The organism is Nocardia tengchongensis (assembly GCF_054781395.1).
Genome location: NZ_BAAGUM010000006.1, coordinates 117,863 through 142,412 on the forward strand (window position 1 = coordinate 117,863; position 24,550 = coordinate 142,412).

Sequence of the window (24,550 nt, forward strand, 5' to 3'; positions counted from 1 at the left end):
GAGGACACTCGATTCCCATGACGGGAAACGTGAAGCGCCGGTTGGTCATCGCCGCCGCCGTACTCACCACCGCAATGCTCACTGCAGCACCGGTCGAGGCGCAGCCGACGGCGGACGGGTACCCGTGGCGTCAGCTCATGGTCGATACCGGCCGCGAGTACTTCCCGATCGACTGGCTCGAGGCACGGGTGCGGGAGCTGTCGACCCTGGGCATGAACACGCTGCATCTGCATCTGTCCGACAACCAAGGGTTCCGGCTGCGCAGCGACACCCATCCAGAGGTGAACTCGGCGCAGACCTATTCCAAGGACGAGATCCGCACGCTGGTGACCTACGCGGACAACTACGGCATCACGGTGGTGCCGGAGATCGACATGCCCAGCCACATGGGTCACATCCTCACGCGGCATCCCGAACTCCAGCTCGTGCCGGCCCACACCACACCGCTGGAGGCGCAACAGGATTCGCTGCTCGGCGGACCGGCCACCAAGATCGACCTGTCCAACCCGGCGGCCTACCGGCTCATGGGCGATCTGCTGCGCGAGTTCCTGCCGCTGTTCCCCGGCCCGTACTGGCACCTCGGCGCGGACGAGTACGTCAGCGATTTCGGCCGCTACCCGCAGTTGAGCCCGTACGCGGTACGCGACTACATCACGTGGGCTTCGGGCATTCTGGGCTCGGCGGGCAAGACCCCGATCGTCTGGAACGACGGCCTGAACTGGCCCGGCCCGCTCGGCCTCGACTCATCGGTCATCGTGGACTACTGGTCCGCCGGCACCGCGCCGTGGATCCGCACCGGACGCGCGCCCGCCGAGCTCACCGCCAATGGAAACCGCTTGGTCAATGCCGGTTTCACGCCCACCTACTTCGTCACCGGCGGACCGGCCGCCCGCCTCAACACCCCACCGGCCCTGCTCGAGTTGTGGAATCCGCGCATCTTCGTCGACCTCAGCACCCTGCCCGAATCCAGCCGGCCCCAATTGATCGGCTCGGGCATCTTCGTGTGGTGTGACGACCCCACGGCCATGACCCCGGACGAGATCTCGGCTCCCCTGTCGGAGCGACTGGCCATCATGGCCGGCAAGCTCCGCACCCGGTAGCCGGGCTCCCGTCGTCCGGATCAGCGCTTGGGGCTCATTTCGGGCAGCACGGTCGACCACGCCGCGAGGACGTCCTCGGTCTGCTGTTCGGGGGTGCCGTAGGTGTGGGCCGCTACGGTGAAGCCGGGGCCGAACGACACCGACGACACCTCCGGGTCACCGACATCGGACCAGCCCCATTTGGTTCCGTACACCTGCGGCAGCCGGGCGGTCCCCCAGTCCTGCCGGGTGCCGTCGGCGGCGCGCTCGGCGGGTTGTTCCATCCACGCCAGGATCGGGCTGTCGGGTTCGTCGCGGATCTTGGCGGCGAGGAAGTCGGCGATGTCGGCGGTGCTGGTGGTGGACAGTTCCCAGTTGCCCTGGCCGTGGGTGGCGCGCAGGTGGTACTCCGCGGCTTCGGCGTCGATGGCGTACGGATACTTCGCGGCGATGCGGTCCGCGGCCGCGTCGTCGGACTTGCGGATCATGCGCTCGCCCAGATCACGGTCCTCGGCCGAACCGTCACCGTGCTTGAGCGCGAAATCGGCGAGGTAGAGCTTGGCGAGGGACAGGGCCGCGCGCTCCTGGTACTGGTTGGCGGTGCCCCAGCCCGCGCCCGGGACTATGGTGCGCACCGCGAACGCGGTGCGCGGCGGGACGCGCGCGGGATCGAAGGCGCCGGGGTCGAGCGCGGGCTGCGCGACCGCGATTCCCGCTGCCGCCAGCCAGACTCCGGCCGCCACGCTCGCGACCACACCTGCCCGCCTGCCCATCGCCCACCTCCGTGTCGCGTAGCACCCGGTGCCACCTTGCTACCCGGAACTGGGCGAATGTTCACGACACGCCGATGACGGTCAGACCGTGAGCAGGGTGCGGCCGACGGCCGCGCGGGACCCGATGGCGGTGTGCGCCGCGGCGGCCTGGTCGAGCGGGAAGGTCTGACCGATGACGACCTGCAGGCGACCGGCCGCGACCTCGGCGTGCGCGCGCCGGTGCAGCGCGAGCCAGTCGGTGCCCGGGGCGGTGAGGTCGAACAGGGATACGACGGTGACGCCCTGGGCGGCAGCGGATTCCGCGTCCACCGCGGCGAAGCCGCCGGCGGCATTGCCGTAGGCGATGAGCAGACCGCCGGGCGCGACCGCGGCCAATGCCTCACGGCCGATGTCGCCGCCCGCGCCGTCGAGGACCACCGCGACGCCGCCGGTGCGTTCCCGGACCCGCTCGGCCCAGCCGGATTCGGAGTAGTCGATCACCTCGTCCGCGCCGAGCCGTTGCGCCAGTGCGAGTTTCGCCTCGCCGCGGGCGGCGGCGATCACCCGGGCGCCGGCCGTGCGAGCCAATTGGACCAGCAGCGTGCCCAATCCGCCCGCGGCGGCGGTGATCAGCACCCACTGCCCGGGCTGGATGGCGGCGCGGTCGGCGATGGCGAACACGGTGCGGCCATCGTGGACGAGAGCGGCGGCCTGTTCGAAACTCAGCTGGTCGGGGATGTCCGCCAGGGTGTCGGCCTTGGCCAGGGCGAGCTCGGCGTAGCCGCCGATGGGCAGGCCGCCGCCGATGCCGCTGGCCGCGGTCGGGGTGGCGACCCGCTTGCCGATCCAGGCGGGGTCGACGTCCGCGCCGACGGACTCGACGGTTCCGGTCACCGCGCCGCCGGGCACGAACGGCGGTTCGGCCGGGAAGAAGGCCCGGGCCATGCCGCTGCGCAGCATCGTGTCCAGGAACATCACATCCGCGGCCGCGACCCGCACCACGACTTCGCCGGGACCGGCGACCGGGTCCGCGACCTCGTCCACCGTCAGCACTTCGGGTCCACCGAACTCCTTGACCTGCACCACACGCATCTCGCTGCCTCCCTTTCGCTTTCGACGGAGCGTCGATGCACCTACCCTCCAACCTCGACATATGTTGAGGTCAAGCGGAACTCCGGCGGTTTCGCTCCAGGCGAAAAGAAACCGCGGACACGCCGCGGAACAAACCCACTCGGGGTGCGGCCCGGGCCAGGCTGTTGCAGGTGAGCCCTCTCGCTTCGATGACCACCGTCGCTGCGGTGAGCGATGCCGTCTCGATGAACAATGCGGTGCCCCTGCTGGCCGCGCTGAGCGCGATCGCCGCGACGATCGCCCGGCTGCCGCGCTGGCGGTCCGCCGAATCCCGGCCCTTCACCATCGCCATGGCGTTGCTGGCGCTGTGGGCGATCCTGCGCACGCCCGCGATCAACGGCTCGGCCGACGAATTGGCGCTGCCGAGCGGCCATTTCGAGGGTTTCGCCGGGCTGGTCGCGGATCTGGCGCTGGTCGGCGCGGGCGCGCTGATCGGGGTGACGGTGGCCGACCTGTGGAGTCGGCCGCTGTTGAAGCGGGCGTTCTACGTCGGGCTGGTCGCGCTCGCGGCGGCGCTGTTGTTCACCTACGACCCGCTGCATCCGTCGTACCTGACCATCGAGACGCACAAGTGGATCCTGGCGCTGGCGGGTATCGCGGTGAACGGCGCGGTGGTGGCCGCGGCGGTGCTGAGTCAGCGCACTGCGCCGCCGCCGTTCCGGCTGCCGTTGTCGCTGTTCATGTTCGCCGGGTTGAGCGGCGTGACGCTGGCGGTGATGCGGGTGGTGACGCTGTTGCGGCCGGCCGGTCCGCAAGTGCATTCGTGGTCGCCGATCGTCAGCGTCCCCATCTTCGGCTTCGCGCTGGGGTCGCTGCTCGCGAGTGTCCGTCTGCGCCAACAGGAACTCGGCGACCTCGAGGGCTGACCGGTTCGATCGATAATGGCCGCATGCGTTACCCCGAATCCCGGCTCTCCGACACCACCCGTGTCGAGGCCTTCAGCGACGGTGTCATGGCCATCGCGATCACCCTGCTGGTCCTGGAGATCCGGCTCCCCGAAACCGAAGGCGGCTCGCTGTGGCACGAGCTGACCGGGCTGTGGCCCAGCTATCTCGCCTACGCCGGATCGTTCCTGACCATCGGCGTGATCTGGCTGTGCCACCACCGCTTCTTCAGCCGGGTCCGCGCCATGGACGGACTGCTGCACTGCGGCAATCTGCTGCTGCTCCTGGCGGTGGCGTTCCTGCCGTTCCCGACCACGGTGCTGGCCCATCACCTCGAGGACGGCGGCTGGAACGCCAAGGTGGCGACCGCCTTCTACGGTGTGGTCGGTGCGTTGCAGGCGGCGGCGTGGTTCGTCATGTGGACGGCGTTGCGCCGCAATCCCGAACTGTTCGAGCCCGGCTTCGACGCCGAGTACGCGCGCCGGGAGAGCCTGCAGGCCGTGGCGGGATTCGTCGGTTTCGACCTGATCGCGGGCGTCGGCCTGGTGCTGCCCGCCGCGGCGTTGCTGCTGTATCTGGCGGCGGTGCTGGCGTTCGGTTATTCCTCCACCCGGCCACGGGTTTTCGCCCGCGTCTGAGCGATGTCCCAGCGAATGGGATCGATGTTTGAGCCTGGGTACGCGCTCGGGTAGCGCCGCTCGCCCGGTGCGCTTATGCTGCGACCGGCAGAACCGAATCCGCTTGCCGGTCCGGGCATTTCGCACGGCTCGCACGGGCGGGCGCGGTCGGGGGCATCGGGGCGAACGTCCTGGTGGACGTGAGTTCGGAAGTGCGGAGCGTGTCGGAATCAGTCAATCCGCCGAATGGGGAACAGCACACCGTTCGGAGTCAGCGCCCGCCGTATGCGATCGCGGCCGTCGCCCTGGCGATCACCGCCGTCACGGTGGCGGTCGCGGTTCTGCTCTCCCCCAACGAATTCCGGGTTCCCCTGGCGATCGGGGCGAGCATCGCCGCGCTGTTGCTGACCGGCGCGGTCACCGCGGCCGCGTACTACCGCGACCGGGTGCGGGCGGTGCGGCAGGAGGCCCACGCCTACACCGCGCAGGCCGACGCCCGGGTGGCCGCGACCATCTCCGCCGCCCAGGCGCGAATCACCGAGTCCGAGGCCAGGATTCACAGCATCGGTGAACACGCCGCCGAGCAGGCGCGGGCCGCCAAGGAGAACGAGCACCGCCGGGCCGCCGCGCTGGCCGCGTTCGCCGGGGCGGCCGGCCGCATGCAGGCCATGAGCACCTCCATGCTGGCCGAGTTGCGCGAGATGGAGCACCGGCACGCCGACCCGAAGGTGCTGTCCGACCTGCTGGAACTGGACCACCGCACCGCCCAGGCCGGGCGGCTGGCCGACAGCATCGCGGTGCTCAGCGGCGCGCGTTCGGGCCGCCGCTGGGCGAAACCCATTGCCATGGAGTCGATCCTGCGCGGGGCCATGGGACGGGTCGCCGGATATCAGCGGGTGCGGCTGCGGGCGGTCACCGAGATCGCGGTCGCGGGCCACGCCGCCGAGGGCGTTATGCACGCGCTGGCCGAACTGCTCGACAATGCCTGCAACTTCTCCCCGCCCACCACCGAGGTGCACGTCTACGCCGCCGAGGTGCCCGCGGGCGTGGTGATCACCATCGAGGACAGCGGCCTGGTGATGAGCGAATCCGCGCTCCGCAGAGCCGAATCCGCGGTCGCGGGCCCCCGCGCCGACACCGACCTCTCCTCCCTGTCGGGCACCCGCCTGGGCCTGGCCGTGGTCGGCCACCTGGCCCGCAAACACGATCTCACCGTCAGCTACCGCCCCTCCGCGATCGGCGGCACCGCCGTCGTCGTGGTGATCCCCCGCGAACTGACCACCCGCCTGGAACGCCAGTCCGGCACCCTCAGCCGCCTCACCCCGGTGGACACCGCCGAACCCGCAGCGCCCCAACCCTCCCGCACCGCAGCGCGACCGATCGAACCGGCCAGAGCAGACGCGGCGCCTGCCGGATCCACCGTTGCGGCGCGAGCACACCGATCCGAACGCTCCACCACGGCCCACGGCGATCCCACCGCTCCGACACGCGCACGCGGATCCGACCATCTCGCGGCCGATGCGACCGCGGCGCGGGCCGACGGGTTCGAGCGGTTCACCCAGCCCCCCGCCGCACCCGCGCAGGAGAGCGCTACTGGCAGCAGTCCCGCAGCCGGCGGTGTACCCAGCGATGAATTCGCCGGACAGGCAGCGACTTCCAGCGGGCTGCCGAAGCGGCAGCGGGGCAGCACCCTCGCCGCCGTGCACCCGGAGGGTCTGGCCGCCCCGGCGGTCCCGCCTCCGCCGCGCCCGCCCGCCGCACCGTCTGCCATGGGAGCCTTCCAGCGCGCCGTCTCCGGTCGTGAAACCTCTACCGGCCCAGCGTCTTCGCCGCTCACCAATCTCGATCCGCCGGCATCCGAACCGGTCGGGGGGCGGGTTCCCACAGTGTCCACCCGGCAGGATCCGCTCGGCCTCGGCACGGAAGGCGATGCGTCGCTGTTGCCGCGGTCGCTGATGGACGCGGTCCGGCGCGGCATCGATATCCGCGAGAAGGCCGGTGCCACTACATATTCCGCCGGCCCGCCCGCCGAGGCCCCGGATGTCGCGACGGGCCGTGATCACGGCGCCGGCGCTCCCCCCGCCCCTGCGAACCCCTGGGAGACCGATCGATGACACCGTCCGCCACACATCTGGGCTGGTTGCTGGAGCAGTTGCTGGTGCGTACGCCGCGGGCGCGGCACGCGTTGCTGCTGTCGGGGGACGGGTTGAAGATTTGTCACACGTCCGGGCTCGGGAACGACAGCGCTGACCAGCTGGCGGCGATCGCCGCCGGGATCCAAAGCCTTTCGCACGGTGCCTCGGTGGAGTTCGGGGACGGGCGCGGCGGGGTGCGGCAGTCGATGACCGAGTTCTACGGCGGGATCCTGTTCATCGTGGAGGCCGGGGTGGGAGCGCATATCGCGGTGGTGGCCGGCGAGGACGCCGACGCCGGGCTGGTCGGGCACAATATGCGGGAGCTGGTGGAGCAGCTGGGCGAGCATCTGGCCGCCGCCCCGCGAGTGCCGGGGGCGAGCGTGTCGTGACCAGGCCGGACGAGGATCCGGATCGGCTGTACACGCTGACCGGCGGGCGCAGTCGACCGGATTCGGACGCTTTCGATCTGGTGACCCTGGTGGTCAGCGAATGCGATCCGGTGCGCGGCATGCAGTCCGAGCATGCGGCGATCCTCGATATGTGCCGCGCGCCGACCGCGGTGGTGGAGATCGCGGCCGAGCTGCGGCTGCCGGTGGGCATCACCGTCATCCTCCTGTCGGACCTGCTGCACGCGGGCAAGATCACCGTTCGTCATCCCGATCATGCTTCGCGGCAATGGAATTGGCTGCCCACTACCGACACGCTGGAAAAGGTGCTCGTTGGACTCCGCAAACTCTGACAACCGTCCGCTCCGGTCCGAGGCGCCGCTGCACGCGGATGCCCGGCAGGGCCTGAAGATCGTGATCGTGGGCGGCTTCGGCGTCGGCAAGACCACCATGGTGCGGTCGATCAGCGAGATCCGCCCGCTCGACACCGAGGCCACCATGACCCAGGTCGGGCAGGGTGTCGACGACCCGGCCGGGGTGCCCGGAAAGTCCACCACCACGGTGGCTTTCGACTTCGGCCGCATCACCATCGACGACGAGCACGTGCTCTACCTGTTCGGCGCGCCCGGCCAGGAACGCTTCTGGTTCCTGTGGGACCGGCTGTTCACCGGTGCGCTGGGCGCGATCGTGCTGGTGGATCAGCGCCGGATCGCCGACTCCTGGTACGCCATCGACCGGCTCGAGCACCAGCGCATGCCGTTCATCGTGGCGTGCAACAGTTTCGGGCCCGGGCCGTCGCTGGATGAGGTGCGGGAGGCGCTGGATCTGGGTCCGCACATCCCGATGATCGACTGCGACGCGCGGGTGCGCGACTCCTGCAAGAACGTTCTGATCACCCTGGTCGAGTACCTGTACCGGCCGGAGACCACCGCTTGGAGGAATCCCGCATGACCTCGCCCGCGCAGGGCAGTTGCCCCGTGCCGCACGGCTCCGTGCGACCCGAATCCACGGTGGTGCCGCTCAGCGGCCCCCGCTTCCACACCGACCGCAATTCCCTCTACCGCGAGATCCGCCGCGACCACGGGCCGGTCGCCGCGGTCGAGTTGATCGGCGGCATCCCGGCCTGGCTGGTGCTGGGCTACCGGGAGATGCATCAGGTGACCAGTTCTCCGGAACTGTTCCCGCGCGATGTGAGCCTGTGGAACCAGTGGCCCAACATCCCGGCCGACTGGCCGCTGCTGCCCATGGTCGGCTCGCCGATGCCGTCGATCTACTTCACCGCGGGCGCCGAGCATCGACGCCATCTGGCGATGGTGGAACCGGCGCTGGAGACGGTGGACCAGTTCGAGTTGCGCAAGGTCTCCGAGAGCGTCGCCGATCAGCTGATCGACACCTTCTGCGGGCGCGGCGCCGCCGACCTGGTCGCCGACTTCGCCGAACCGCTGCCCGTGCTCGTGCTGGCCTGGCTGCTGGGCATTCCCGAGGTGGAGGGCCCCGGGCTGGCGCGGGCGATGAAGACGATGGCCGACGGCGGCGCGGACGCCCAGGCGGCGTACGGACAGTTCATGCAATACATGCAGCACCTGCTGGCGATGAAGAAGGCCGCGCCCGGCGGCGACCTGGTCTCGCGCATGCTCGCCCAGCCGGGGCAGTTCACCGATGAGGAATACGTCAACGACCTGATGGCGGTCACCGCCGCGGGGCATCTGCCGACCGCGGACTGGCTGATCAATTCGGTGCGGCTGATGCTCACCGACGACCGGTTCGCGGCCGCGCTGGGCGGTGGCCGCCGCAGTGTGGACCAGGCCATGAACGAGGTGCTGTGGGAGGACTCCCCCAACTCGATCCTGGCCGGCCGCTGGGCAGCTCGCGACACCCGCCTGGCGGACACCCTGATCCGTCAGGGCGACCTGCTGCTGCTCGGGCTGGCCGCCGCGAACACCGATCCGCACGTGCGGCAGTCGGTGAGCGACGGCGGCCACAGCGGCAACAACGCGCACTTCGCGTTCAGCCACGGCGAATACCGCTGCCCGTTCCCGGCGCAGCAGATCGCGGAGACCGTGGCGCGCACCGGCATCGAGGTGCTGCTGGACCGGCTGCCCGACATCGATCTGGCGGTGCCCGCGCAGAGCCTGGTGCGCCGGCCGTCCCCGTTCCTGTGCGGAATGACTTCTCTTCCTGTTGTTTTCACACCTGTTCGTGCTCTCGGAGGTTTCCAGTGAGTTCCCCTTGCCCGCATGCCATCTCGATCGATCCGATGGTGGGCGATCTCGCCGGTGAGACCGCGCGTCTGCGCGCCGCCGGGCCGATCACCCGTATCGACCTGTTGGGCGCGCCCGCCTGGACGATCACCGATCACGCCGTCGCGCGTCAGCTGCTCACCGACACCCGTCTGGTCAAGGACATCAACGCCTGGAAGTTGTTCAGCGACGGCGTCGTGACCCGGCAGTGGCCGCTGATCGGCATGATCGACGCCGGGCGTTCCATGTTCACCGTGGACGGCTCCGAACATCGCCGGCTGCGGATCAAGACCACCCAGGCGCTGACCCCGCGCCGCCTGGAAGCGTTGCGCCCCACCATCGAACGGCTCACCAAGGAGCTGCTCGACGACCTGGACGAGGCGGGCGGCGAGGGCGCCGTGGTGGACCTCAAGCAGGTCTTCGCCTACCCGCTGCCGATGCGGGTGATCTCCGAGCTCATGGGGGTGCCGCGCGAGGACCACCCGATGCTGCTGGACTGGTACAAGAAGTTCTTCTCCATGATGACCCCGCAGGACGAGCGGCTGCAGGTCATCGACGCCATGGACGTCTACTTCACCGAGATGGTCCGGCGCAAGACCGCCACTCCCACCGACGATCTCACCAGCGCGCTGATCCTGGCGGACGAGGGCGGCGAGCCGCTCACCGAGGAAGAGGTGGTCGGCAACCTCAAGGCGCTGGTCGCCGCCGGGCACGAGACCACGGTCAGCCTGATCCTGAACACGGTGCGCGCCTTGCTGAACCAGCCCGAGCAGCTGGCCCGGGTGCGGTCGGAGGAGGTGGAGTGGAAGCAGGTGATCGAGGAGTCGCTGCGCTACGACGGCCCGGTGACCCATCTGCTCATGCGCTTCGCCACCGAGGACATCACGGTGGGCGACACCGTGATCGAGCGGGGTGAGGGCGTGGTCATGTCCTACCGCGCCATCAACCGCGACAACGGCGTGTTCGGCGAGGACGCCGACGATTTCGACATCACCCGCCCGACCGCGCACCGCAATATCTCCTTCGGTTACGGCCCGCACATCTGCCCGGGCGCGGCGCTGGCCCGGCTGGAGGCGGCCATCGCGCTGCCCGCGTTGTTCGACCGCTTCCCGGCGCTGCGGTTGGCCGGGTCGGATGCGGAGATCGTGAATCTTCCGGTCATGACGCAGAACGACATCGCGGCGCTGCCGTTGCAGCTGGTCTGATCGCTCGTCCGCGCGCCGGGACCCGGGGGGTTCCGGCGCGCGCGTTCGCGTCCCGCCACGGGCAGATTCGGGTGTTTCGGCTCGCTCATTACCGGCCTTCGCCCTGCTACCGTCGATGCAGCGGAACCCAACGGCAAGGAGTGTGTCATGGGCGGCATCATCTCGATGATCATCATCGGCCTGATCGCGGGCGCGATAGCCCGGCTGGTCCTTCCCGGTAAGGAGGACTTCGGCATCATCTGGACGGGTGTGCTCGGCATCGTCGGCGGTTATGTCGGCGGGACGCTCGGCAGCCTGCTCTTCTCGCCGCACGAGTTCAGTGTGCATCCGCCGGTCAAGCACGCGTTCCTGGGTGCGATCGTCGGCGCGATCGTGGTGCTGGCGATCTACAAGTGGATTCGCGCACGCGTCTGAGCGTGTCGCGCGCACAATCGAAGACGAAACACTCGGGGCGGGGCCGCTGGAAGGCGGCCCCGCCCCTGTGGTTCCGCCGGAGTTGTGCGCGATGAGGGGTCCGCACAATCCCGCCGCAACGACGCCGTCCCCACGGCGCCCTCGGCCCGCAGGTGGTCTACGGCCCAAGATTTTCTACGCATCTACTAAGTAGATACGTAGAAGCTAGCAGACGAGCCGGAGCCGAGCAACGAGCGATCTCCGGGGCCCGATCACAGGATCCGGGGCAGGACCCCGGTCTCACGAAAGGCCGCTGGCGTCGTGCCGGTCTCGACTCGGAAGGCTCGATAGAACTGCCGCTCGGTGGCGAATCCGGCGCTGCGCGCGATCGCCGTCACCGGGAGATCCCTTCGCGCGGTGAGCAATCCGCACGCGTACTCGACCCGCATGCGGCGCAACAGCGTCGCCGGGCCCTCCTCGAATTCCTCGAGCACCCGATACAACGTCCGGCGCGACACCCCGCAACCCGCGGCGATCGCCTCCACGCCCAGTGTGGTGTCACGGCAGTGCCGGCGCATGAATTCCACGACCTGACGGCGGGTGAGGGTCTCGGCCGCCGCACCCGGGGCCGGTCGACCCGCCGTCAGGGCGATCGCGGAGGCCAGCAGATCGACCGTCGAACCGGCCAGGATCGCGGCCTGTTCCGGTGCGGTGTTCTGCAATTCGGTCAGTTCGCGCAGGAATCCCGCCACCACACCGCCGGGACTGTCCGGTACGACCGTGGTCGCGGTCGGGATGTCCGGAACGGTGATCCCGGCCCGCTGGCGCAACCGGCTCAGCGGCACCTGCACGGCCGACATCTCCCAGTCGCCGTCGAACTCCCAGTGGTAGGGCCGGGTGCTGTCGTAGAAGACCATCTCCCCCGGTCCCACCTGCGCGACGCGACCGTCCTGATGCAACCGCCCGTGGCCCGCGATCTGAATGCTGGTGTGCAGGAACTCCTCATCGGTGCGGGCGATCAGGCTGCGGGTGCGGTCCACCCGCTGGCGGCTCGCACCCAGGGTCGACAGCTCCACGTCGTTGTACACGCCGTGCGCGATCCAGCCCCGGAACCGATCACCGCCCCGGGGCGAGACCGCCAGCGGCACATACGCATCGGACAGTCCCGCCTCCCACTGCTCGAAAAGCTGTCCCGCATCGTGGTCCTGGCCGCCGCCGACTTCGACCCGCCGAACCGCCGACAACGCATTCACTCCGTAACACCTACCCCGACACCATGATCCGACCAGTCTTTCATGCCCCGCACAACCGAGCCGGTCGCCGGCGCCATCCCCCGGTCGACCGCCGACAGCCGGCCACCGTCACGCGGCGGTGTGATTCTCCGTCACCGCGTGCCGGGTCGCGGTGCGGGCCAGAGCCGCCCAATTGCGGGCCTGCTGAGCGGCGAGGTCCGCGATGAGGGCGGCGTGATACGGCGGGAGATTGTCGGCCAGATCCGCCCAGGCCTCGGGATCGGCGGGGATCAGGGCCAGCAGGGCGAGCAGCCGGCGGCCGGATTCGGTGCGGCTCACGGCCGGGTCGGAGCACAGATTGCGCAGGGCGCGAGTGGGATACGCGCGATCGGGCGCCGGCTGCCGCGATACCGGAAGTGGGTGACCGGTGTTGAGCGCGGGATTCGCCATCGACTGGGTCGGCGACCCGGATGCGCGTCCACCGCCTGCCCGCCGGGCCGCGGCCGGGGTGGCCGAGGAGGTGCGGGCGCGCTCGTGGCGGTGCTGGATGTCGCCCGTTGTCACCGCAACGGCTGCGGCGGGGCGCGTCTCGCGGCGGGGCGTCGTCGCGGACTTGCGGCGGATGGCCGCGATCGCGCGCTCGGACAGTCCGATCGCCATCGCCAGCCGGCGATTCGACCAATCCGGGTAGTAGGCCAGCGCCTGCTCGGCGGCGGCCTTGCGGTCGGCGGCGGACAGGGGCAGGCCGTGCGCGGTGTTCAACCGGACGGCCAGCAGCAGCGCCTGTCCGTCGTCGCCGTCGAAGTACACCGCGTCGATCCACTGCGAGCCGCTGTCCTGCGCGGCCCGCACGCGGTGCACGCCGTCGATGACGGTCATGCTCGACCGGTGCACGACGATCGGGGGCAGGGCGGCGGCGACCTCGGACAGCGCCGCGACATGTCGCGCGTTCTGGCCCGATCGCCGGATCACGGTGCCGATGCGCAGGCGGTCCAGCGGGATTCGCACCAGCTCCGAGGGATCGGCCTCGAGACCGCGGGCTTTCGTGCACCCGTAGCTACGCAGCACCATCGATCGAGCCAGGCGGGCCGCCGCCCAGTGCCGCAGGCCGGTGAGAAGGCGAAGCCACCACGCGTTGTCCGGTCCGAGCACAGTTGCGCCTCCCTACGCCGAGCAGCCCGGATCACCGGACGCCACAGGGCTTCCGGGCAGGGCCTGTCAACGACGCGCCAGGCGGTATCACGGGGATGACCGGCAAGATTCCCGCTCGCGCGGGTGCGTACCGACGGCAGTGTAGCGATCGGCTCAGTGCCTGATCAATTGAGCAAATCCCCCGCCTACCTGCGCATTTCACGGGAGATCACGCTGACCTGGCGTGTGTGCGCGACGCGCGGCCGAGTGATGTTATATACCCAACAAACATTACTGCTGGTCTGTTTGCTGGGGGCTAGTCCACCGCGTCGGGGTCCCGCACCGTCACCAGGGCGGCGGTCGTGTACTGATCCAGCGCCATCAGCACCGCGCGGGCACGCACCGCCCGCCACCCGCCGTCGAGAGTCCGCAACCGCAGCACGCCGGAGGTACGCGATTGCGCGAGATCGCGACTCATGGTCTTGGCCGTGGCCAGATCCTCCGGATGGATTTCCGGCTCCGGCTCCCCCGCCAGCGACTGCCAGGCAATGTCCGGCATGGCCGGTCCCATCCACCGCAGCAGCCGTAGCGTGCGCAGATCGACGATGGCTCGGTAATCGCCCTCCGCCGCGGCCGCGTCGAGCACCCGATGCTCCAGAATGACCGGCGGCGGCGCCGCGCTCACCTCGGTGGCGTCCCCGATGTCATGGGTGACGCCGCGGAAGAAGACCTCGGTTTCGCCTGCGGCGGAACGCTCTTCGAGAATGCGACAGGAGAAGTGCGCCGCCCGCAGCGCCCCGTCGTCGCGGCGCACGGTCCACACCGCCTGATGCTCGGTTCCCGGTGCGGACCGCACCACCTTCGCCAGCGCGTCGGACTCGTCACTATTGGTGATCACCCGGGTGAAAACGCTCGCGATGGCATGCTCACGCGCCCGATTCTCCGGCGCGACACCGTACAGATCGAGCAGTTCGTCCGACCGCGTGGATTTCGACGTCGACAGGTTGAAATACCACGCCCCCACGGGATCTCGCGGCGGGATCTCCTCCTCGACCGGCCCCGACCACAGCAGCACCGCGTGCATCCGTTCGGGCGTGATGAGCAGCGGCACCGTCACCGTGCGCCGCCGCCCGTCTTCACCGACCGTGTCCACCGGCCCGAGCCGGGCCAGCGTCGTAGCCAGCGCGCCGCGTATGGCCGACAGCGTCTCCCGTTGCCGGAACATCTGGCTGAGCGGCACGAATTTCCTTGGCGCACTCCCCAATCCGATCACCGTCGGCTCCCCGCCGCCGAACGTCTCGATCAACAGCCATCGCGTCCCGCTCATCGCCTGCTCCCCTCGTCTCCCCCGACCACGCTTCAGGTCCTATGAGTACACGACTCTTTCCCCGCGCGACACCGTGACGACAACTTCGCACCCCACTGAAAAGACAGCTCTGTCCACGAGTCTGGCTATCCCCCAGCACTTTTCGCGATCGAGGTGAGCGAACGAAGAGTTTCCCGTTCACCCTGCGGAGCGGCACGCATCGAGTTAAGTTGGTCGCGCGTCCAAGAAATACGGGGAAAGCAGTCTTCGATGCGAAATACACTTCTGATCACCGCTTCTGTCGGCATCGCACTTGCACTGGGGGCCGGACCGGCCGCCGCCGACCCACTACCCATCGAAGGCCCGAGCGTCACTCAGGCCGATCCCGCCGCCGAGGTGCAGCCGCCCGGCATGGCCTGTCTCCAGGGATTCCTCAAGGGCTGGCTCAGTTCCGCCGCCACCGGCTCGGTCACCGGCTCCGCCCTCGGCTTCCTGGGCGGATCCTCCGCCGGCCCCGAGGCCGGTTCCGCCGCCGGCCTCACCAACGGCATCATCACCGCCCTGACCAGCGGCTCCGGCGGCGGCCTGGCCACCTGCGGCCTGGACGAACTGGCCAACGCCGGCGGCGACGCCTTCACCGGCTCGACCGACGGCCCCGGCCGCGGCTACCTGACCGGCTCCGCCAGCGGCTTCGCCTCCGGCTCCGCCACCAGCGACCTACCGGGCGCCCTCATCTCCAGCATCCTCTCCGGCCTACTCGGCGCGGCGACCAGCGGCTCGGGCTCATAGCCCGCTGCCGATGATCAGTAGGTCGGGAGCACGTAGTCCTGGGTCTGGTCGAGCATCTTCATCATGATCGGGCGGAACAGCTTGGTGGTCATGAGCTTTCCGACCTGCTGCATCAGCTTGAGGCCGAGCTTCGAGGTGGGGAGCATCATTTGGATGCCGCCGCCGGGGAGTTCCTTGGCCTTCTCGAGGAACGGGGTGACCTGGGCCTCGTAGCGGGCCAGGGCGCCCTCGACATCGGTTGGGGTGGCGGCGAGTTCGCCGGCGAGCAGGTAGGCGCCGACGATGGCCATGGCGGTGCCCATGCCGGTCATCGGGGAGCCGCAGAAGCCGGAGTCGCCGAGCAGGGTGACGCGGCCCTTCGACAGGGTCGGCATGTCGACGCGGACCAGCTCGTCGAAGTAGAAGTCGGGCGTGGTCTCCAGGTGCTCCAGGGCCTCGGGGACCAGCCAGCCCGCGTCGGCCAGCATGTCGCGAATCAGCTTGCGCTGGGCGGTAATATCGCGGCGCAGGGCCGGGTCGGCGTCGGTGCGCAGGGTGATGATGGCCTTGGCGGTGGCCGGGTCGAAATCGGGGCGGACGCCGAGCGAGGCGCGCGGCACCACATGCATCGACATCCAGTCCTTCTCCACACCCGCCGGGGTCGGAATCGTGTAGAAGGACATGTACCCGCCGAGGAAGGTGGTGAACTCCTCCTCCGGGCCGAACACCATCTTCCGGGTCCGCGAGTGCACCCCGTCCGCGCCGATCACCAGGTCGTACCGCTCACTGCGGCCCGAGTTGAATCCGACCGTGGCGCCTTCGGCGTCCTGTTCGATGGTCTCGATCCAATCCCCGTACCGGTAGTCGAGTTCCCCTCCCGCACCGGCGAGTTCGGTGAGCAGCACCCCGTTCAGGTCGCCGCGGCTGATCTCGATGTCCGCGACCGGCCCCTTCCCGTCGAACATCTCCATCGACATCCGGTAGACCGGCGACCCGTCCGCCGTGACGAGGCTCATCCCCTTCTCGTGCAGCAGGAACTTGTTGATGCCCTCCATCAACCCCATGCGCTCCGCCACTTCCCGGCTCGGCCCCCGCAGATCCACCGCCTGTCCGCCGGGTCGGGGCGCGCTCGCCCGCTCGACTACGGTGACCGCCATGCCGGCCCGAAGCAATTGCAGGGCAACAGCATTACCGGCAATGCCGCCACCGGCGACCAGAACGCGGAGGGTGTTGTCGGTGGTGCTCATTGGGTCTCTCCCGAAGTCTTGAAGAACGCTTGTCTAAGACATATGTCTACACGGGTCTGAAACGCTTGTCTAGAACAAATGTCTAACACGCTCACTACCAGGCACTTCCGGCATGTGATTGGCTGAACAGATGCGCATCCGACCGTGGCCGGCCACCGGAACCGCGTTCGCCCTGACGATCCTGTGGGGCGAATGGGAAAACTGGCGCGCATCACGCCGACTCGTAGGACCCGCCACCGGCCCCACCGAGGCCGTCGTCGTCCTCGGCTACCGCAACCCGGGCCCCCGCGCGAACGCCATGAACCGCTGGCGAGTCCGCGCAGGCCTACGCTCCCTCGACCCATCAGCAGCCGTCAGCCGCCTCGTCCTGTGCGGCGGCGCCTGCGCGGGCCCGACCGCCGAGGCAACCCTGATGGCCGACTACGCCACCAGCGCCCGCGGCTACCACGGCACACTCGTGATCGAACAACAGAGCCGAACCACCTGGGAGAACATCGCTTTCGCAATCCCCTACCTGGAAGACGCCGACCGAATCAAACTCGTCTCCCTCCCCTTCCACGCCGAACGGGCCAGGCACTACCTCAACGAGCAGCGCCCAGACTTGGCCCAACGGCTCGTTCGCGGGGCGGACTACCGCTTCGGCGAATGGATGCCGTTGAAACCACTCCTCGCCCTCCATGCGCTCCGGCAGCGCGGAATGTAGCCGGAAAGTAGTCAATTCCGGCTATCTCAGAAAACGAGAAAGGCCCCTGACCTTGCGGGGTGAACCGCTGGTCAGGGGCCTTTTCGGCTCCCCCATCTGGACTCGAACCAGAAACCTGCCGATTAACAGTCGGCTGCTCTGCCAATTGAGCTATAGGGGATTGTTTCCCTGGCTGGCCCTTCCGGACCGGCCGGAGAAAACTTTAGCGTATCGGTTGTACAGTTCCCAAATCGCGGCCCTACCTGCGGGAATATGAGTGTTGGGGGCACGGGGTGCCGGATCGACAGGGCGGGGTGGGGTCGGGCAGGATGTGGGGGCGGACTGGTCTTATGGGAGGAGCTTCTCGGGATGCTGCGGTTGATCATCGGTGTGGCGGCTGGGTATGTGCTGGGCGCCAAGGCCGGGCGGGTTCGGTATGAACAGATCAGCAAGACGACCCGCGCTATCAGTGAGAGTCCTGTCACGCGCAAGGTCGTGTTGATGGGGCGGCAGAAGCTCGCGGACAAGCTGAACACCCAGCCGAAGCTGGAACCGATGGTGCCGCTGGACGAGCGGACCACCATCCTCGTGCCGCAGGATCAGCTGCGGCGCTGAGGGATTGGGGCTTTGCCCCTTGCCCCCTGGTGGGGGCTGCGCCCCCACACCCTGCCCTGGGGCGGCGAGCTGTCGCCGCCTGCCGGGTGGGTGGGGTGTGGCTAGACGCCTGCGAAGTCGCCTGAGTTGCCCATGGCCTGGGTGAGCAGGCTCTTGCGGTACTGCTCCAAGGCCACCAAATCGCCGAACAGCGCCATGTAGGCGTCGGGCTGCTCGGTGGAGGAGATGCGCTGGAGTTTCGACTTCAGTTCGGCGATCTGACGGCCGACCCAGGATTCCTGGGTGCGGGCGAGGACGCCCGCCACGAAGCGGGGGATGTCTTCGGCGGATTTCACCGGGAGCGGTTCGGCCGCCAGTTCGGAGACCATGGCGCGCAGGGTGAGGTCGTCGGTGTTGTCGGCTACCGCGCTGACCCATTCGGCGCCGGTGAGGCCCGCGGCGGTGCCGCCGGCTTCGGCGATGGCGGCGCGGACGGCGACGAAGGCGGGGTGGGTGAAGGCTTCGGGTTCCAGGGAATCGAAGACGGTGCCGGCGAAGCCGGGGTATTGGAGTGCGGCGGCGAGGGTTTGGCGTTGGGGCAGCAGGGCCGGGTCCGACGGGTTGGGACGGGCGGCGGGGCTGGGCGAAACCTCATGGTGGGGTTGGCGTTCGGGGATGCCGGGCTTGGCGCCGGTGCGGGCGCCCTTGCGGGCCTCCTCGCCGACACGGCGCACCACCTGCTGGATGTCGTCCCAGCCGACCCAGCCGGCCAGTTTGGTGGCGTAGGCCTTGCGCAGGGCGAAGTCCTTGATCTGGGAGACCACGGGGACGGCGCGGCGCAGCGCCTCGACCTGGCCTTCGGGGGCGTCGAGGTTGTGTTCGGCGAGCAGGCCGCGGATGACGAACTCGTACAACGGGACTCGGCGGGCGACCAGGTCGCGGACCGCGCCGTCGCCGTTGCGCTGGCGCAGTTCGCAGGGGTCGAGGCCGTCGGGGGCGACGGCGATGTAGGTCTGGCCGGCCAGTTTCTGGTCGCCGGAGAACGCCTTCAACGCGGCGGCCTGGCCGGCGGCGTCGCCGTCGAAGGTGTAGATGATCTCGCCGCGCCAGAAGTTGTCGTCCATGAGCAGGCGGCGCAGGATCGCGAGGTGTTCGTCGCCGAAGGCGGTGCCGCAGGAGGCGACCGCGGTCTTGACCCCGGCCATGTGCATGGCCATGACGTCGGTGTAGCCCTCCACCACGACGGCCTGATGCCCCTTGGCGATCTCCCGCTTGGCGTGGTCGAGACCGAACAGCACCTGAGACTTCTTGTACAGCAACGTTTCCGAGGTGTTGATGTACTTGGCGGTCATGGTGTCGTCGTCGTAGAGGCGGCGCGCGCCGAAGCCGATCACCTCGCCGCCCAAGTTGCGGATGGGCCACAGCAGGCGGCGGTTGAAGCGGTCCATCGGGCCGCGCTGGCCCTGCTTGGACAGGCCCGCCGCTTCCAGCTCCTTGAACTCGAAACCCTTGCGCAGCAGGTGTTTCGTGAGGGTGTCCCAGCCGCCGGGGGCGTAGCCGCAGCCGAACTGGTGGGCGGCATTGTGGTCGAAATTGCGGTCGGTGAGGTATTTGCGGGCCGCCTCGGCGCCAGGCTCACCGAGCTGGGAGACGTAGAACTCGTGGGCGGCGGCGTTGGCGGCGACCAGGCGGGCGCGGGTGCCGCGGTCGACGCGGACCGAGGTGCCGCCACCCTCATAGTTGATCTTGTAGTTGAGGCGGTCGGCCATCTGCTCGACGGCCTCGACGAAACCGACGTGCTCGATCTTCTGCAGGAACGCGAAAACGTCGCCGCCCTCACCGCAACCGAAGCAGTGGAACACGCCGTGATTGGGCCGCACGTGGAACGATGGCGACTTCTCGTCGTGGAACGGGCACAGGCCCTTCATGGAGTCCGCGCCGGCTCGCCGCAGTGCGACGTACTCCCCCACGACATCCTCGATCCGGACACGTTCACGAATCGCCGCGATATCGCGGTCCGGAAGTCGGCCAGCCACTCAGCGAGTCTAGCGCTCCCCGCCTCCCCGAGACTTTTGCGCACAGCTGAGAGCCGTTCACCGTCCCACATACGGGCCGGCGGTCGGGTGCCGAAGCAATTTTGGACGTACCCGACGAGTTACCCCCAGCGCAACGAAATCAGCGGACCCGTACCCAACGCCGCGACGTGATGCTGCGAGGATCCTGGGGTGCTCAGCCTCTACCACGATGCCCGGACGCCGGTGCATGTCGTGCCCGCGGGGGTGAAGCTGCTGGTCTTGGCGGCGGTGGGGACCGGGCTGTTCCTCGTGTCGTCGATCCCGGCACTGACCGCGGCGCTGGTGGTGGTGCTGGGTTTGTACGCCGTCGCCCGGATTCCCTGGCGGGCGACCGGCCGGCAGGTGCTCGGACTCACACCGTTCCTGGCGCTGATCGTGCTCGCACAGCTGATCTTCACCGACGCCCGGACCGCGATCCTGGTCGGCGAACGCCTGCTGACCCTGGTGCTGCTGGCGAATCTGGTGACGCTGACCACCCGCACCTCGGCCATGGTCGAGACCATCGAACGCGCGCTCACCCCGTTGCGCCCGCTCGGCGTCCGTCCCGAACGCGTCGGCCTGCTGGTCGCCATGACCATCCGATTCATCCCCGTCATCCGCGAGCAGGCCGAACTGGTGCGGGACGCCCAGCGCGCCCGCGGCATCGAGCGCAGCACCGTCTTCCTGGTCCCGCTACTGATCCGCACACTCCGCATGGCCGATGGGGTCGGCGAGGCGCTGGACGCTCGCGGCCTGGACTGAAGAGTCCGGAAGGCCTCCATTTAGGATGCCTCGCGTGCGTAGTAGGGATTTGGCGCAGATCGCGCTGTTCGCGGCAATCATGGTGGTACTGGGATTCTTCCCGCTGATCCAGCTGCCGGGAGCGTTCGCGCCGTTCACCTCGCAAACTCTGGGCGTCATTCTGGCGGGCTCGATTCTGGGCGCCAAGCGCGGTGCGCTGGCCATCCTGCTCTTCGACGTGCTGGTGTTCGCGGGCCTGCCGGTGCTGGCGGGCGGGCGCGGCGGCATGGGGGTGGTCATGGGTCCCACGGGTGGCTTCGTGATCGCCTACCCGATCGGCGCACTGGTGATCGGACTGCTCACCGAACGGGCGTGGAAGCACTACAACCTGCCCATCGCCCTGCTGATCAACTTCCTGGGCGGCGCGATCGTGCTGTACGCCATCGGCATTCCGTGGATGGCCACCGCCGCGCACATCTCGCTGGGCAAGGCGATCACCACGTCGGTGGCGTTCCTGCCCGGCGACGTGGTCAAGACGGTCATCGGGTCGTTGGCCGCGGTGGCGGTCCGCAAGGCGTATCCGATGATTCCGGCGCGCGCATGATCGAACTCGACAGCGTCTCGCATCGATTCGGGGAGCGCGAGGTGCTGCGCGATCTGAATCTGCGGTTGAGCGAGAACCGGATCGCGGTCGTCGGCGCGAACGGTTCGGGCAAGTCCACGTTCGCGCGCCTGCTCAACGGACTCCAGACGCCGACCGCGGGCCGGGTGCGGGTGGACGGTCTCGATACCCGCAAGCAGGGCCGGGCCGTTCGCAAACTGGTCGGATTCGTCTTTCAGGATCCGGATGTGCAGATCGTCATGCCGACGGTCGCCGAGGACCTCGCGTTCGGCCTCAAACACCACGGCGTCACCAGACCCGAGATCCCGGACCGGGTCACCGAAACCCTCGCGGCCTACGGCCTCACCGAGTTCCGCGACCATCCCGCGCATCTGCTCAGCGGCGGCCAGAAGCAACTGCTCGCCATCGCCGCGGTGCTGTCGGTCCGGCCCGAGTACGTGGTGTTCGACGAACCCACCACGCTGCTCGACCTGCGCAACAAGCGCCGCATCACCCGGCTGCTGCACGAGCTGCCGCAGCGGCTGGTCGTGGTCTCGCACGATCTGGACCTGCTCGCCGATTTCGATCGGGTGCTGGTGTTCGACGAGGGCCGCATCGTCGCCGACGGCGCGCCCGCCGAGACCATCCCGTATTACGTGGCGATGCATACGGATTGACCGCGGGCCCGGATCGAGGCGGCGCCCCGCCTCAGTCCTCGCGCCCGAACAGATGCCGCCGCACATGCGCGTTGAGCCGCTGCCCCGGCCGCGCGTTGAACGCCATGTGCACGCTCACCTGCGGAATCTCGCCCTGCACCGGCGTCACCCGATGCCGTGACCGCCGCCCGGCGTGCAGCACCAGCGTCCCCGGCACGGTCGGCAGCATCTTCACCATGTGCCGATGCCGCATCGGCAGCCCGCCACCGCGCTCGATGAACGCGCCGGGCAGCGGAATGTATTCGAGCGCCCCGCCCCGCTCGGGCGCGACGATGTGCAGCATCACCGTGTAGTCGGACATGTCGTAATGCCAGTCCTGCACGTCCCCGTTCTCGTGGATCTGCACCGTCATCGCGCCCAATTCGTCGGCGGACCGGTACGCCTGCTCCCCCACCAGGTGAGAGACGAACTCCCGCAACGGTTCCCACTGATAGAGCGCCTTCAGCGGGGAGGAGTCGGGGATTCGGTCGCAGGCCACGGTGTACTCGAATCGCATGGCGTCCCCGAGCCCGTCGGAGAGCACGTCCGCGGCCATCTCGGTGACCGCCGCGGGCCGCAGGAATTCGGGCAGCACGGTGACGCCGCTGACCAGGAAGTCCGCCTGCGCCCGCTCGATCACCTCGTGCAACCGCGTCACGGACCGCCGGTCGAGCGGATATCGATCAAGGTCGACTGTGCCGTCCACCTCGCGTGTCATCACGCCCCCTGCCGCCGGACCCATCCGGAATCAGGGTATCGCGGCGGCGATGCGTTCCAGGCGGCTCTCGGTGTAGGAGGCGATCTGGTCGACGATCACCCGCACCCGCGCGGTGTCGTCGCCGGCGGCCTCCCACCACGGCAGCAGCAGCCGGTCCAGCCCGTGCGGGGCGGCCTCGAGCAGCCGGTTGGCGACGAGCAGGATGCGTTCGCGCTGCCCGGCCTGGCGCACCCGGTGAATGGGGTCGGACAGCACGTAGCGCAGCGCCATGGTCTTGAGCACCGCGACCTCGGCGGCCACGATCCGCGGCACCTCCAGATCGGCGGTGTAGCGCGACAATTGGCGGCCGCCCCAGGCGGCGCGGGTGGCCTCGACGGCGGCGGTGGCGAAGCGGCCCACCAGATCGCTGGTCAGCCGTTTGAGCGCGACGGAGGCGAGCAGGGAGCCGTCGTACTCGGCGGCGGCGGAGACCACGGGCAGCTCGGAGAGGCGTTGCGCCGCGGCGGCCATCTCGTCGACGGTCATCGAAGAGTGTCGCCGCACACCGAGTTCCGCGAGCGCCACCTGTTCGGCCGGGTCGGCCAGGGCGCGCAGGTCGATGCGACCGGCGATGACCCCGTCCTCGACATCGTGCACCGAGTAGGCGACGTCGTCGGCCCAGTCCATGATCTGCGATTCCAGGCATTGCCGGCGGTCGGGCGCACCCTTGCGGACCCAGTCGAGGCGGTCCATGTCCACCCCGTACGCGCCGAACTTGGAGCCGGGGCCCGTTCTGCCCCAAGGGTATTTGATGACGGCGTCGAGAGCGGCGCGGGTCGGGTTGAGCCCGAAGCTGACACCGCGGTCGTCGATGACCTTGGGTTCGAGCCGGGTGAGGATGCGCAGGTTCTGCGCGTTGCCCTCGAAACCGCCGTGCGCGTCGGCGAATTGGTCGAGCGCCTGCTCACCGTTGTGCCCGTAGGGCGGATGCCCGATGTCGTGCGCGAGCCCGGCCAGGTCCACCAGGTCGGGATCGCAGCCCAGGCTGTCGGCGATGCTGCGGCCGATCTGGGCGACCTCGAGCGAATGGGTGAGCCGGGTGCGCGGGGTGTCACCGTCACGCGGACCCATGACCTGGGTCTTGTCGGCGAGCCGGCGCAGCGCGGCCGAGTGCAGCACCCGGGCCCGGTCGCGCGCGAACTCGCTGCGCCGGGCCGGGCACGGTGACCAGCTCAGTCCGGCCGTGTGCTCGGTCTCGGGAACCACCCGTTCCCGGTCGGCGTCGGTGTAGACCCCGTCATAGTCGATGCGTGCGTTCATGGCTCACTGATCCGCTGTGTATTTGAAGTCCGCGGAGAAGTGGGTCAGTTGATACCAGAGCAAGGCGAAGGTCTCCCGGAATATGCCGTGGGCCTGTGATTCCCGTGTGTACACGGCGGGGCCGGTGCGGGTGGGCGCGGTCCAGGCGGCCAGCCCGGCGTCGCGCATCATGGTGCGGGTGCGCAGCGAGTGCCAGGGGTCGCTGACCAGCACCACCGACGATTTGCCGCGCGCCAGCAGCGCTTTGGACACCGCCTCCACGCTCTGCAGGGTGTCGGAGCCGGTTTCGACGGCCAGGATCCGGTCGTCGGGTACGCCCTCCCCCTCGAGATAGTTCTTGCCGGAGGCCGCCTCGGTGTAGTTGTCGCCGACCCGCTTACCGCCCACGGTGACGATCATCGGCGCGACCTGTTTGCGATACAGCTTGTTGGCCTGGTCCAGTCGCGCCTCGAACACCGAGGACGGCGTGCCGTCGTACTGGGCGGCGCCCAGCACCACGATGGCGTCGGCCCGCGAGTAGTCGTCGATGCGGGCCACCTGCCACACGTGCAGGGCGGTGCCGCCCACCACGACCAGGCCCATCAGCAGCGCGCCGAGCAGGAGCCGCCGGACCCAGCGCAGCGGGCCGCCGCCCCGTCCGGTGGCGGAGGTGGCGGTCAT

Annotated in this window: 26 protein-coding genes and 1 tRNA gene; 16 read left to right on the forward strand and 11 right to left on the reverse strand. The window is 69.2% G+C overall.

Annotation, left to right across the window (positions count from 1 at the left end; all coding sequences use genetic code 11):
* Positions 1 to 17 precede the first annotated feature (17 nt).
* Complete coding sequence (locus ACYVKL_RS11560; RefSeq protein WP_379161973.1) at positions 18 to 1,100, forward strand: family 20 glycosylhydrolase; 1,083 nt, start codon at positions 18 to 20, stop codon at positions 1,098 to 1,100.
* 20 nt (positions 1,101 to 1,120) lie between these two features.
* Here the strand turns inward: ACYVKL_RS11560 and ACYVKL_RS11565 are convergent, their stop codons facing one another.
* Together ACYVKL_RS11565 and ACYVKL_RS11570 are read right to left on the reverse strand one after the other, a co-directional pair.
* On the reverse strand, positions 1,121 to 1,852 hold the full coding sequence (locus ACYVKL_RS11565) for a hypothetical protein (protein WP_379161975.1): 732 nt from the start codon (positions 1,850 to 1,852) through the stop codon (positions 1,121 to 1,123).
* Between the two features lie 81 nt (positions 1,853 to 1,933).
* A complete protein-coding gene (locus ACYVKL_RS11570; RefSeq protein ID WP_379161978.1) occupies positions 1,934 to 2,923 on the reverse strand; it encodes a zinc-binding dehydrogenase in 990 nt (329 codons plus the stop codon).
* Between the two features lie 170 nt (positions 2,924 to 3,093).
* Between ACYVKL_RS11570 and ACYVKL_RS11575 the strand changes: the two genes are divergently transcribed.
* The 9 genes from ACYVKL_RS11575 to ACYVKL_RS11615 all read left to right on the forward strand — a co-directional run bounded on the left by ACYVKL_RS11575 (position 3,094) and on the right by ACYVKL_RS11615 (position 10,843).
* Positions 3,094 to 3,828: a hypothetical protein gene (locus ACYVKL_RS11575; protein WP_379161981.1), complete on the forward strand. Its 735-nt coding sequence runs from the start codon at positions 3,094 to 3,096 to the stop codon at positions 3,826 to 3,828.
* A gap of 23 nt (positions 3,829 to 3,851) precedes the next feature.
* Entirely contained in the window at positions 3,852 to 4,484 is a 633-nt protein-coding gene (locus ACYVKL_RS11580) for a TMEM175 family protein (RefSeq protein WP_379161984.1), read from the forward strand.
* Between the two features lie 200 nt (positions 4,485 to 4,684).
* Positions 4,685 to 6,577: a sensor histidine kinase gene (locus ACYVKL_RS11585; RefSeq protein WP_379161987.1), complete on the forward strand. Its 1,893-nt coding sequence runs from the start codon at positions 4,685 to 4,687 to the stop codon at positions 6,575 to 6,577.
* Positions 6,574 to 6,987, forward strand: coding sequence for a roadblock/LC7 domain-containing protein (locus ACYVKL_RS11590; protein ID WP_357192231.1), 414 nt, complete (start codon positions 6,574 to 6,576; stop codon positions 6,985 to 6,987). Before ACYVKL_RS11585 ends, ACYVKL_RS11590 begins: the two co-directional genes overlap by 4 nt.
* The gene (locus ACYVKL_RS11595; RefSeq protein ID WP_213560134.1) at positions 6,984 to 7,337 is read left to right on the forward strand and encodes a DUF742 domain-containing protein; all 354 of its coding nucleotides are present in this window, start codon (positions 6,984 to 6,986) and stop codon (positions 7,335 to 7,337) included. The genes ACYVKL_RS11590 and ACYVKL_RS11595 overlap by 4 nt, the downstream gene beginning before the upstream one ends.
* On the forward strand, positions 7,318 to 7,935 hold the full coding sequence (locus tag ACYVKL_RS11600) for a GTP-binding protein (RefSeq protein ID WP_460771851.1): 618 nt from the start codon (positions 7,318 to 7,320) through the stop codon (positions 7,933 to 7,935). Before ACYVKL_RS11595 ends, ACYVKL_RS11600 begins: the two co-directional genes overlap by 20 nt.
* Entirely contained in the window at positions 7,932 to 9,206 is a 1,275-nt protein-coding gene (locus ACYVKL_RS11605) for a cytochrome P450 family protein (protein WP_379161992.1), read from the forward strand. The genes ACYVKL_RS11600 and ACYVKL_RS11605 overlap by 4 nt, the downstream gene beginning before the upstream one ends.
* Positions 9,203 to 10,429 (forward strand): cytochrome P450 family protein, encoded by a 1,227-nt coding sequence (locus ACYVKL_RS11610; protein WP_379161995.1) that lies wholly within the window; start codon positions 9,203 to 9,205, stop codon positions 10,427 to 10,429. The genes ACYVKL_RS11605 and ACYVKL_RS11610 overlap by 4 nt, the downstream gene beginning before the upstream one ends.
* A 147-nt stretch (positions 10,430 to 10,576) precedes the next feature.
* Positions 10,577 to 10,843 carry a GlsB/YeaQ/YmgE family stress response membrane protein gene (locus ACYVKL_RS11615; protein ID WP_213560131.1) on the forward strand — a complete coding sequence of 89 codons (267 nt, stop codon included), beginning with the start codon at positions 10,577 to 10,579 and terminating at the stop codon, positions 10,841 to 10,843.
* Positions 10,844 to 11,094: 251 nt separating this feature from the next.
* On the opposite strand, the gene ACYVKL_RS11620 is transcribed toward ACYVKL_RS11615, so the two are convergent.
* From ACYVKL_RS11620 to ACYVKL_RS11630, 3 genes are all read right to left on the reverse strand, one after another.
* On the reverse strand, positions 11,095 to 12,075 hold the full coding sequence (locus ACYVKL_RS11620) for an AraC-like ligand-binding domain-containing protein (RefSeq protein ID WP_379161998.1): 981 nt from the start codon (positions 12,073 to 12,075) through the stop codon (positions 11,095 to 11,097).
* A gap of 108 nt (positions 12,076 to 12,183) precedes the next feature.
* A complete protein-coding gene (locus tag ACYVKL_RS11625) occupies positions 12,184 to 13,206 on the reverse strand; it encodes a ParB/RepB/Spo0J family partition protein (protein WP_379162001.1) in 1,023 nt (340 codons plus the stop codon).
* 295 nt (positions 13,207 to 13,501) lie between these two features.
* On the reverse strand, positions 13,502 to 14,512 hold the full coding sequence (locus ACYVKL_RS11630; protein WP_379162003.1) for a GAF domain-containing protein: 1,011 nt from the start codon (positions 14,510 to 14,512) through the stop codon (positions 13,502 to 13,504).
* Positions 14,513 to 14,761: 249 nt separating this feature from the next.
* Between ACYVKL_RS11630 and ACYVKL_RS11635 the strand changes: the two genes are divergently transcribed.
* Positions 14,762 to 15,280 (forward strand): hypothetical protein, encoded by a 519-nt coding sequence (locus tag ACYVKL_RS11635; protein ID WP_213560127.1) that lies wholly within the window; start codon positions 14,762 to 14,764, stop codon positions 15,278 to 15,280.
* Positions 15,281 to 15,294: 14 nt separating this feature from the next.
* Here ACYVKL_RS11635 and ACYVKL_RS11640 read toward each other — a convergent pair whose 3' ends face one another.
* Positions 15,295 to 16,506 (reverse strand): FAD-dependent monooxygenase, encoded by a 1,212-nt coding sequence (locus ACYVKL_RS11640; protein WP_379162006.1) that lies wholly within the window; start codon positions 16,504 to 16,506, stop codon positions 15,295 to 15,297.
* 130 nt (positions 16,507 to 16,636) lie between these two features.
* Between ACYVKL_RS11640 and ACYVKL_RS11645 the strand changes: the two genes are divergently transcribed.
* Entirely contained in the window at positions 16,637 to 17,209 is a 573-nt protein-coding gene (locus ACYVKL_RS11645) for a YdcF family protein (protein WP_379162009.1), read from the forward strand.
* A gap of 87 nt (positions 17,210 to 17,296) precedes the next feature.
* Here the strand turns inward: ACYVKL_RS11645 and ACYVKL_RS11650 are convergent.
* Positions 17,297 to 17,369, reverse strand: a tRNA-Asn gene (locus tag ACYVKL_RS11650).
* A gap of 188 nt (positions 17,370 to 17,557) precedes the next feature.
* Between ACYVKL_RS11650 and ACYVKL_RS11655 the strand changes: the two genes are divergently transcribed.
* Positions 17,558 to 17,803: a hypothetical protein gene (locus ACYVKL_RS11655; RefSeq protein WP_213560124.1), complete on the forward strand. Its 246-nt coding sequence runs from the start codon at positions 17,558 to 17,560 to the stop codon at positions 17,801 to 17,803.
* A 101-nt stretch (positions 17,804 to 17,904) separates the two neighbouring features.
* Here ACYVKL_RS11655 and dnaG read toward each other — a convergent pair whose 3' ends face one another.
* Entirely contained in the window at positions 17,905 to 19,818 is a 1,914-nt protein-coding gene (dnaG, locus tag ACYVKL_RS11660) for a DNA primase (protein WP_213560123.1), read from the reverse strand.
* A 189-nt stretch (positions 19,819 to 20,007) separates the two neighbouring features.
* Here dnaG and ACYVKL_RS11665 point away from each other — a divergent pair, with 189 nt between their 5' ends.
* Genes ACYVKL_RS11665 through ACYVKL_RS11675 form a run of 3 tightly spaced genes read left to right on the forward strand, consistent with a single transcriptional unit; the run spans position 20,008 to position 21,855 of the window.
* Positions 20,008 to 20,598 carry an energy-coupling factor transporter transmembrane component T family protein gene (locus ACYVKL_RS11665; protein WP_379162013.1) on the forward strand — a complete coding sequence of 197 codons (591 nt, stop codon included), beginning with the start codon at positions 20,008 to 20,010 and terminating at the stop codon, positions 20,596 to 20,598.
* 34 nt (positions 20,599 to 20,632) lie between these two features.
* Positions 20,633 to 21,181 carry a biotin transporter BioY gene (locus tag ACYVKL_RS11670; RefSeq protein ID WP_379162015.1) on the forward strand — a complete coding sequence of 183 codons (549 nt, stop codon included), beginning with the start codon at positions 20,633 to 20,635 and terminating at the stop codon, positions 21,179 to 21,181.
* On the forward strand, positions 21,178 to 21,855 hold the full coding sequence (locus ACYVKL_RS11675) for an energy-coupling factor ABC transporter ATP-binding protein (RefSeq protein WP_379162018.1): 678 nt from the start codon (positions 21,178 to 21,180) through the stop codon (positions 21,853 to 21,855). Before ACYVKL_RS11670 ends, ACYVKL_RS11675 begins: the two co-directional genes overlap by 4 nt.
* 31 nt (positions 21,856 to 21,886) lie before the next feature.
* On the opposite strand, the gene ACYVKL_RS11680 is transcribed toward ACYVKL_RS11675, so the two are convergent.
* Genes ACYVKL_RS11680 through ACYVKL_RS11690 form a run of 3 tightly spaced genes read right to left on the reverse strand, consistent with a single transcriptional unit; the run spans position 21,887 to position 24,550 of the window.
* A complete protein-coding gene (locus ACYVKL_RS11680) occupies positions 21,887 to 22,591 on the reverse strand; it encodes a HalD/BesD family halogenase (protein WP_379162021.1) in 705 nt (234 codons plus the stop codon).
* Positions 22,592 to 22,621: 30 nt separating this feature from the next.
* Positions 22,622 to 23,890, reverse strand: a complete 1,269-nt coding sequence (locus ACYVKL_RS11685; protein ID WP_379162024.1) for a deoxyguanosinetriphosphate triphosphohydrolase — start codon at positions 23,888 to 23,890, stop codon at positions 22,622 to 22,624.
* Between the two features lie 3 nt (positions 23,891 to 23,893).
* Positions 23,894 to 24,550 (reverse strand): YdcF family protein, encoded by a 657-nt coding sequence (locus ACYVKL_RS11690; protein ID WP_379162027.1) that lies wholly within the window; start codon positions 24,548 to 24,550, stop codon positions 23,894 to 23,896.

Excerpts from the sequence above, each read along its gene's own strand:
- ACYVKL_RS11560 (WP_379161973.1), top strand. The coding sequence starts at position 18 with ATGACGGGAAACGTGAAGCGCCGGTTGGTCATCGCCGCCGCCGTACTC.
- ACYVKL_RS11565 (WP_379161975.1), bottom strand. The coding sequence starts at position 1,852 with ATGGGCAGGCGGGCAGGTGTGGTCGCGAGCGTGGCGGCCGGAGTCTGG.
- ACYVKL_RS11570 (WP_379161978.1), bottom strand. The coding sequence starts at position 2,923 with ATGCGTGTGGTGCAGGTCAAGGAGTTCGGTGGACCCGAAGTGCTGACG.
- ACYVKL_RS11580 (WP_379161984.1), top strand. The coding sequence starts at position 3,852 with ATGCGTTACCCCGAATCCCGGCTCTCCGACACCACCCGTGTCGAGGCC.
- ACYVKL_RS11590 (WP_357192231.1), top strand. The coding sequence starts at position 6,574 with ATGACACCGTCCGCCACACATCTGGGCTGGTTGCTGGAGCAGTTGCTG.
- ACYVKL_RS11605 (WP_379161992.1), top strand. The coding sequence starts at position 7,932 with ATGACCTCGCCCGCGCAGGGCAGTTGCCCCGTGCCGCACGGCTCCGTG.
- ACYVKL_RS11615 (WP_213560131.1), top strand. The coding sequence starts at position 10,577 with ATGGGCGGCATCATCTCGATGATCATCATCGGCCTGATCGCGGGCGCG.
- ACYVKL_RS11630 (WP_379162003.1), bottom strand. The coding sequence starts at position 14,512 with ATGAGCGGGACGCGATGGCTGTTGATCGAGACGTTCGGCGGCGGGGAG.
- ACYVKL_RS11635 (WP_213560127.1), top strand. The coding sequence starts at position 14,762 with ATGCGAAATACACTTCTGATCACCGCTTCTGTCGGCATCGCACTTGCA.
- ACYVKL_RS11640 (WP_379162006.1), bottom strand. The coding sequence starts at position 16,506 with ATGAGCACCACCGACAACACCCTCCGCGTTCTGGTCGCCGGTGGCGGC.
- ACYVKL_RS11645 (WP_379162009.1), top strand. The coding sequence starts at position 16,637 with ATGCGCATCCGACCGTGGCCGGCCACCGGAACCGCGTTCGCCCTGACG.
- ACYVKL_RS11655 (WP_213560124.1), top strand. The coding sequence starts at position 17,558 with ATGCTGCGGTTGATCATCGGTGTGGCGGCTGGGTATGTGCTGGGCGCC.
- ACYVKL_RS11675 (WP_379162018.1), top strand. The coding sequence starts at position 21,178 with ATGATCGAACTCGACAGCGTCTCGCATCGATTCGGGGAGCGCGAGGTG.
- ACYVKL_RS11680 (WP_379162021.1), bottom strand. The coding sequence starts at position 22,591 with ATGACACGCGAGGTGGACGGCACAGTCGACCTTGATCGATATCCGCTC.
- ACYVKL_RS11685 (WP_379162024.1), bottom strand. The coding sequence starts at position 23,890 with ATGAACGCACGCATCGACTATGACGGGGTCTACACCGACGCCGACCGG.
- ACYVKL_RS11690 (WP_379162027.1), bottom strand. The coding sequence starts at position 24,550 with ATGACCGCCACCTCCGCCACCGGACGGGGCGGCGGCCCGCTGCGCTGG.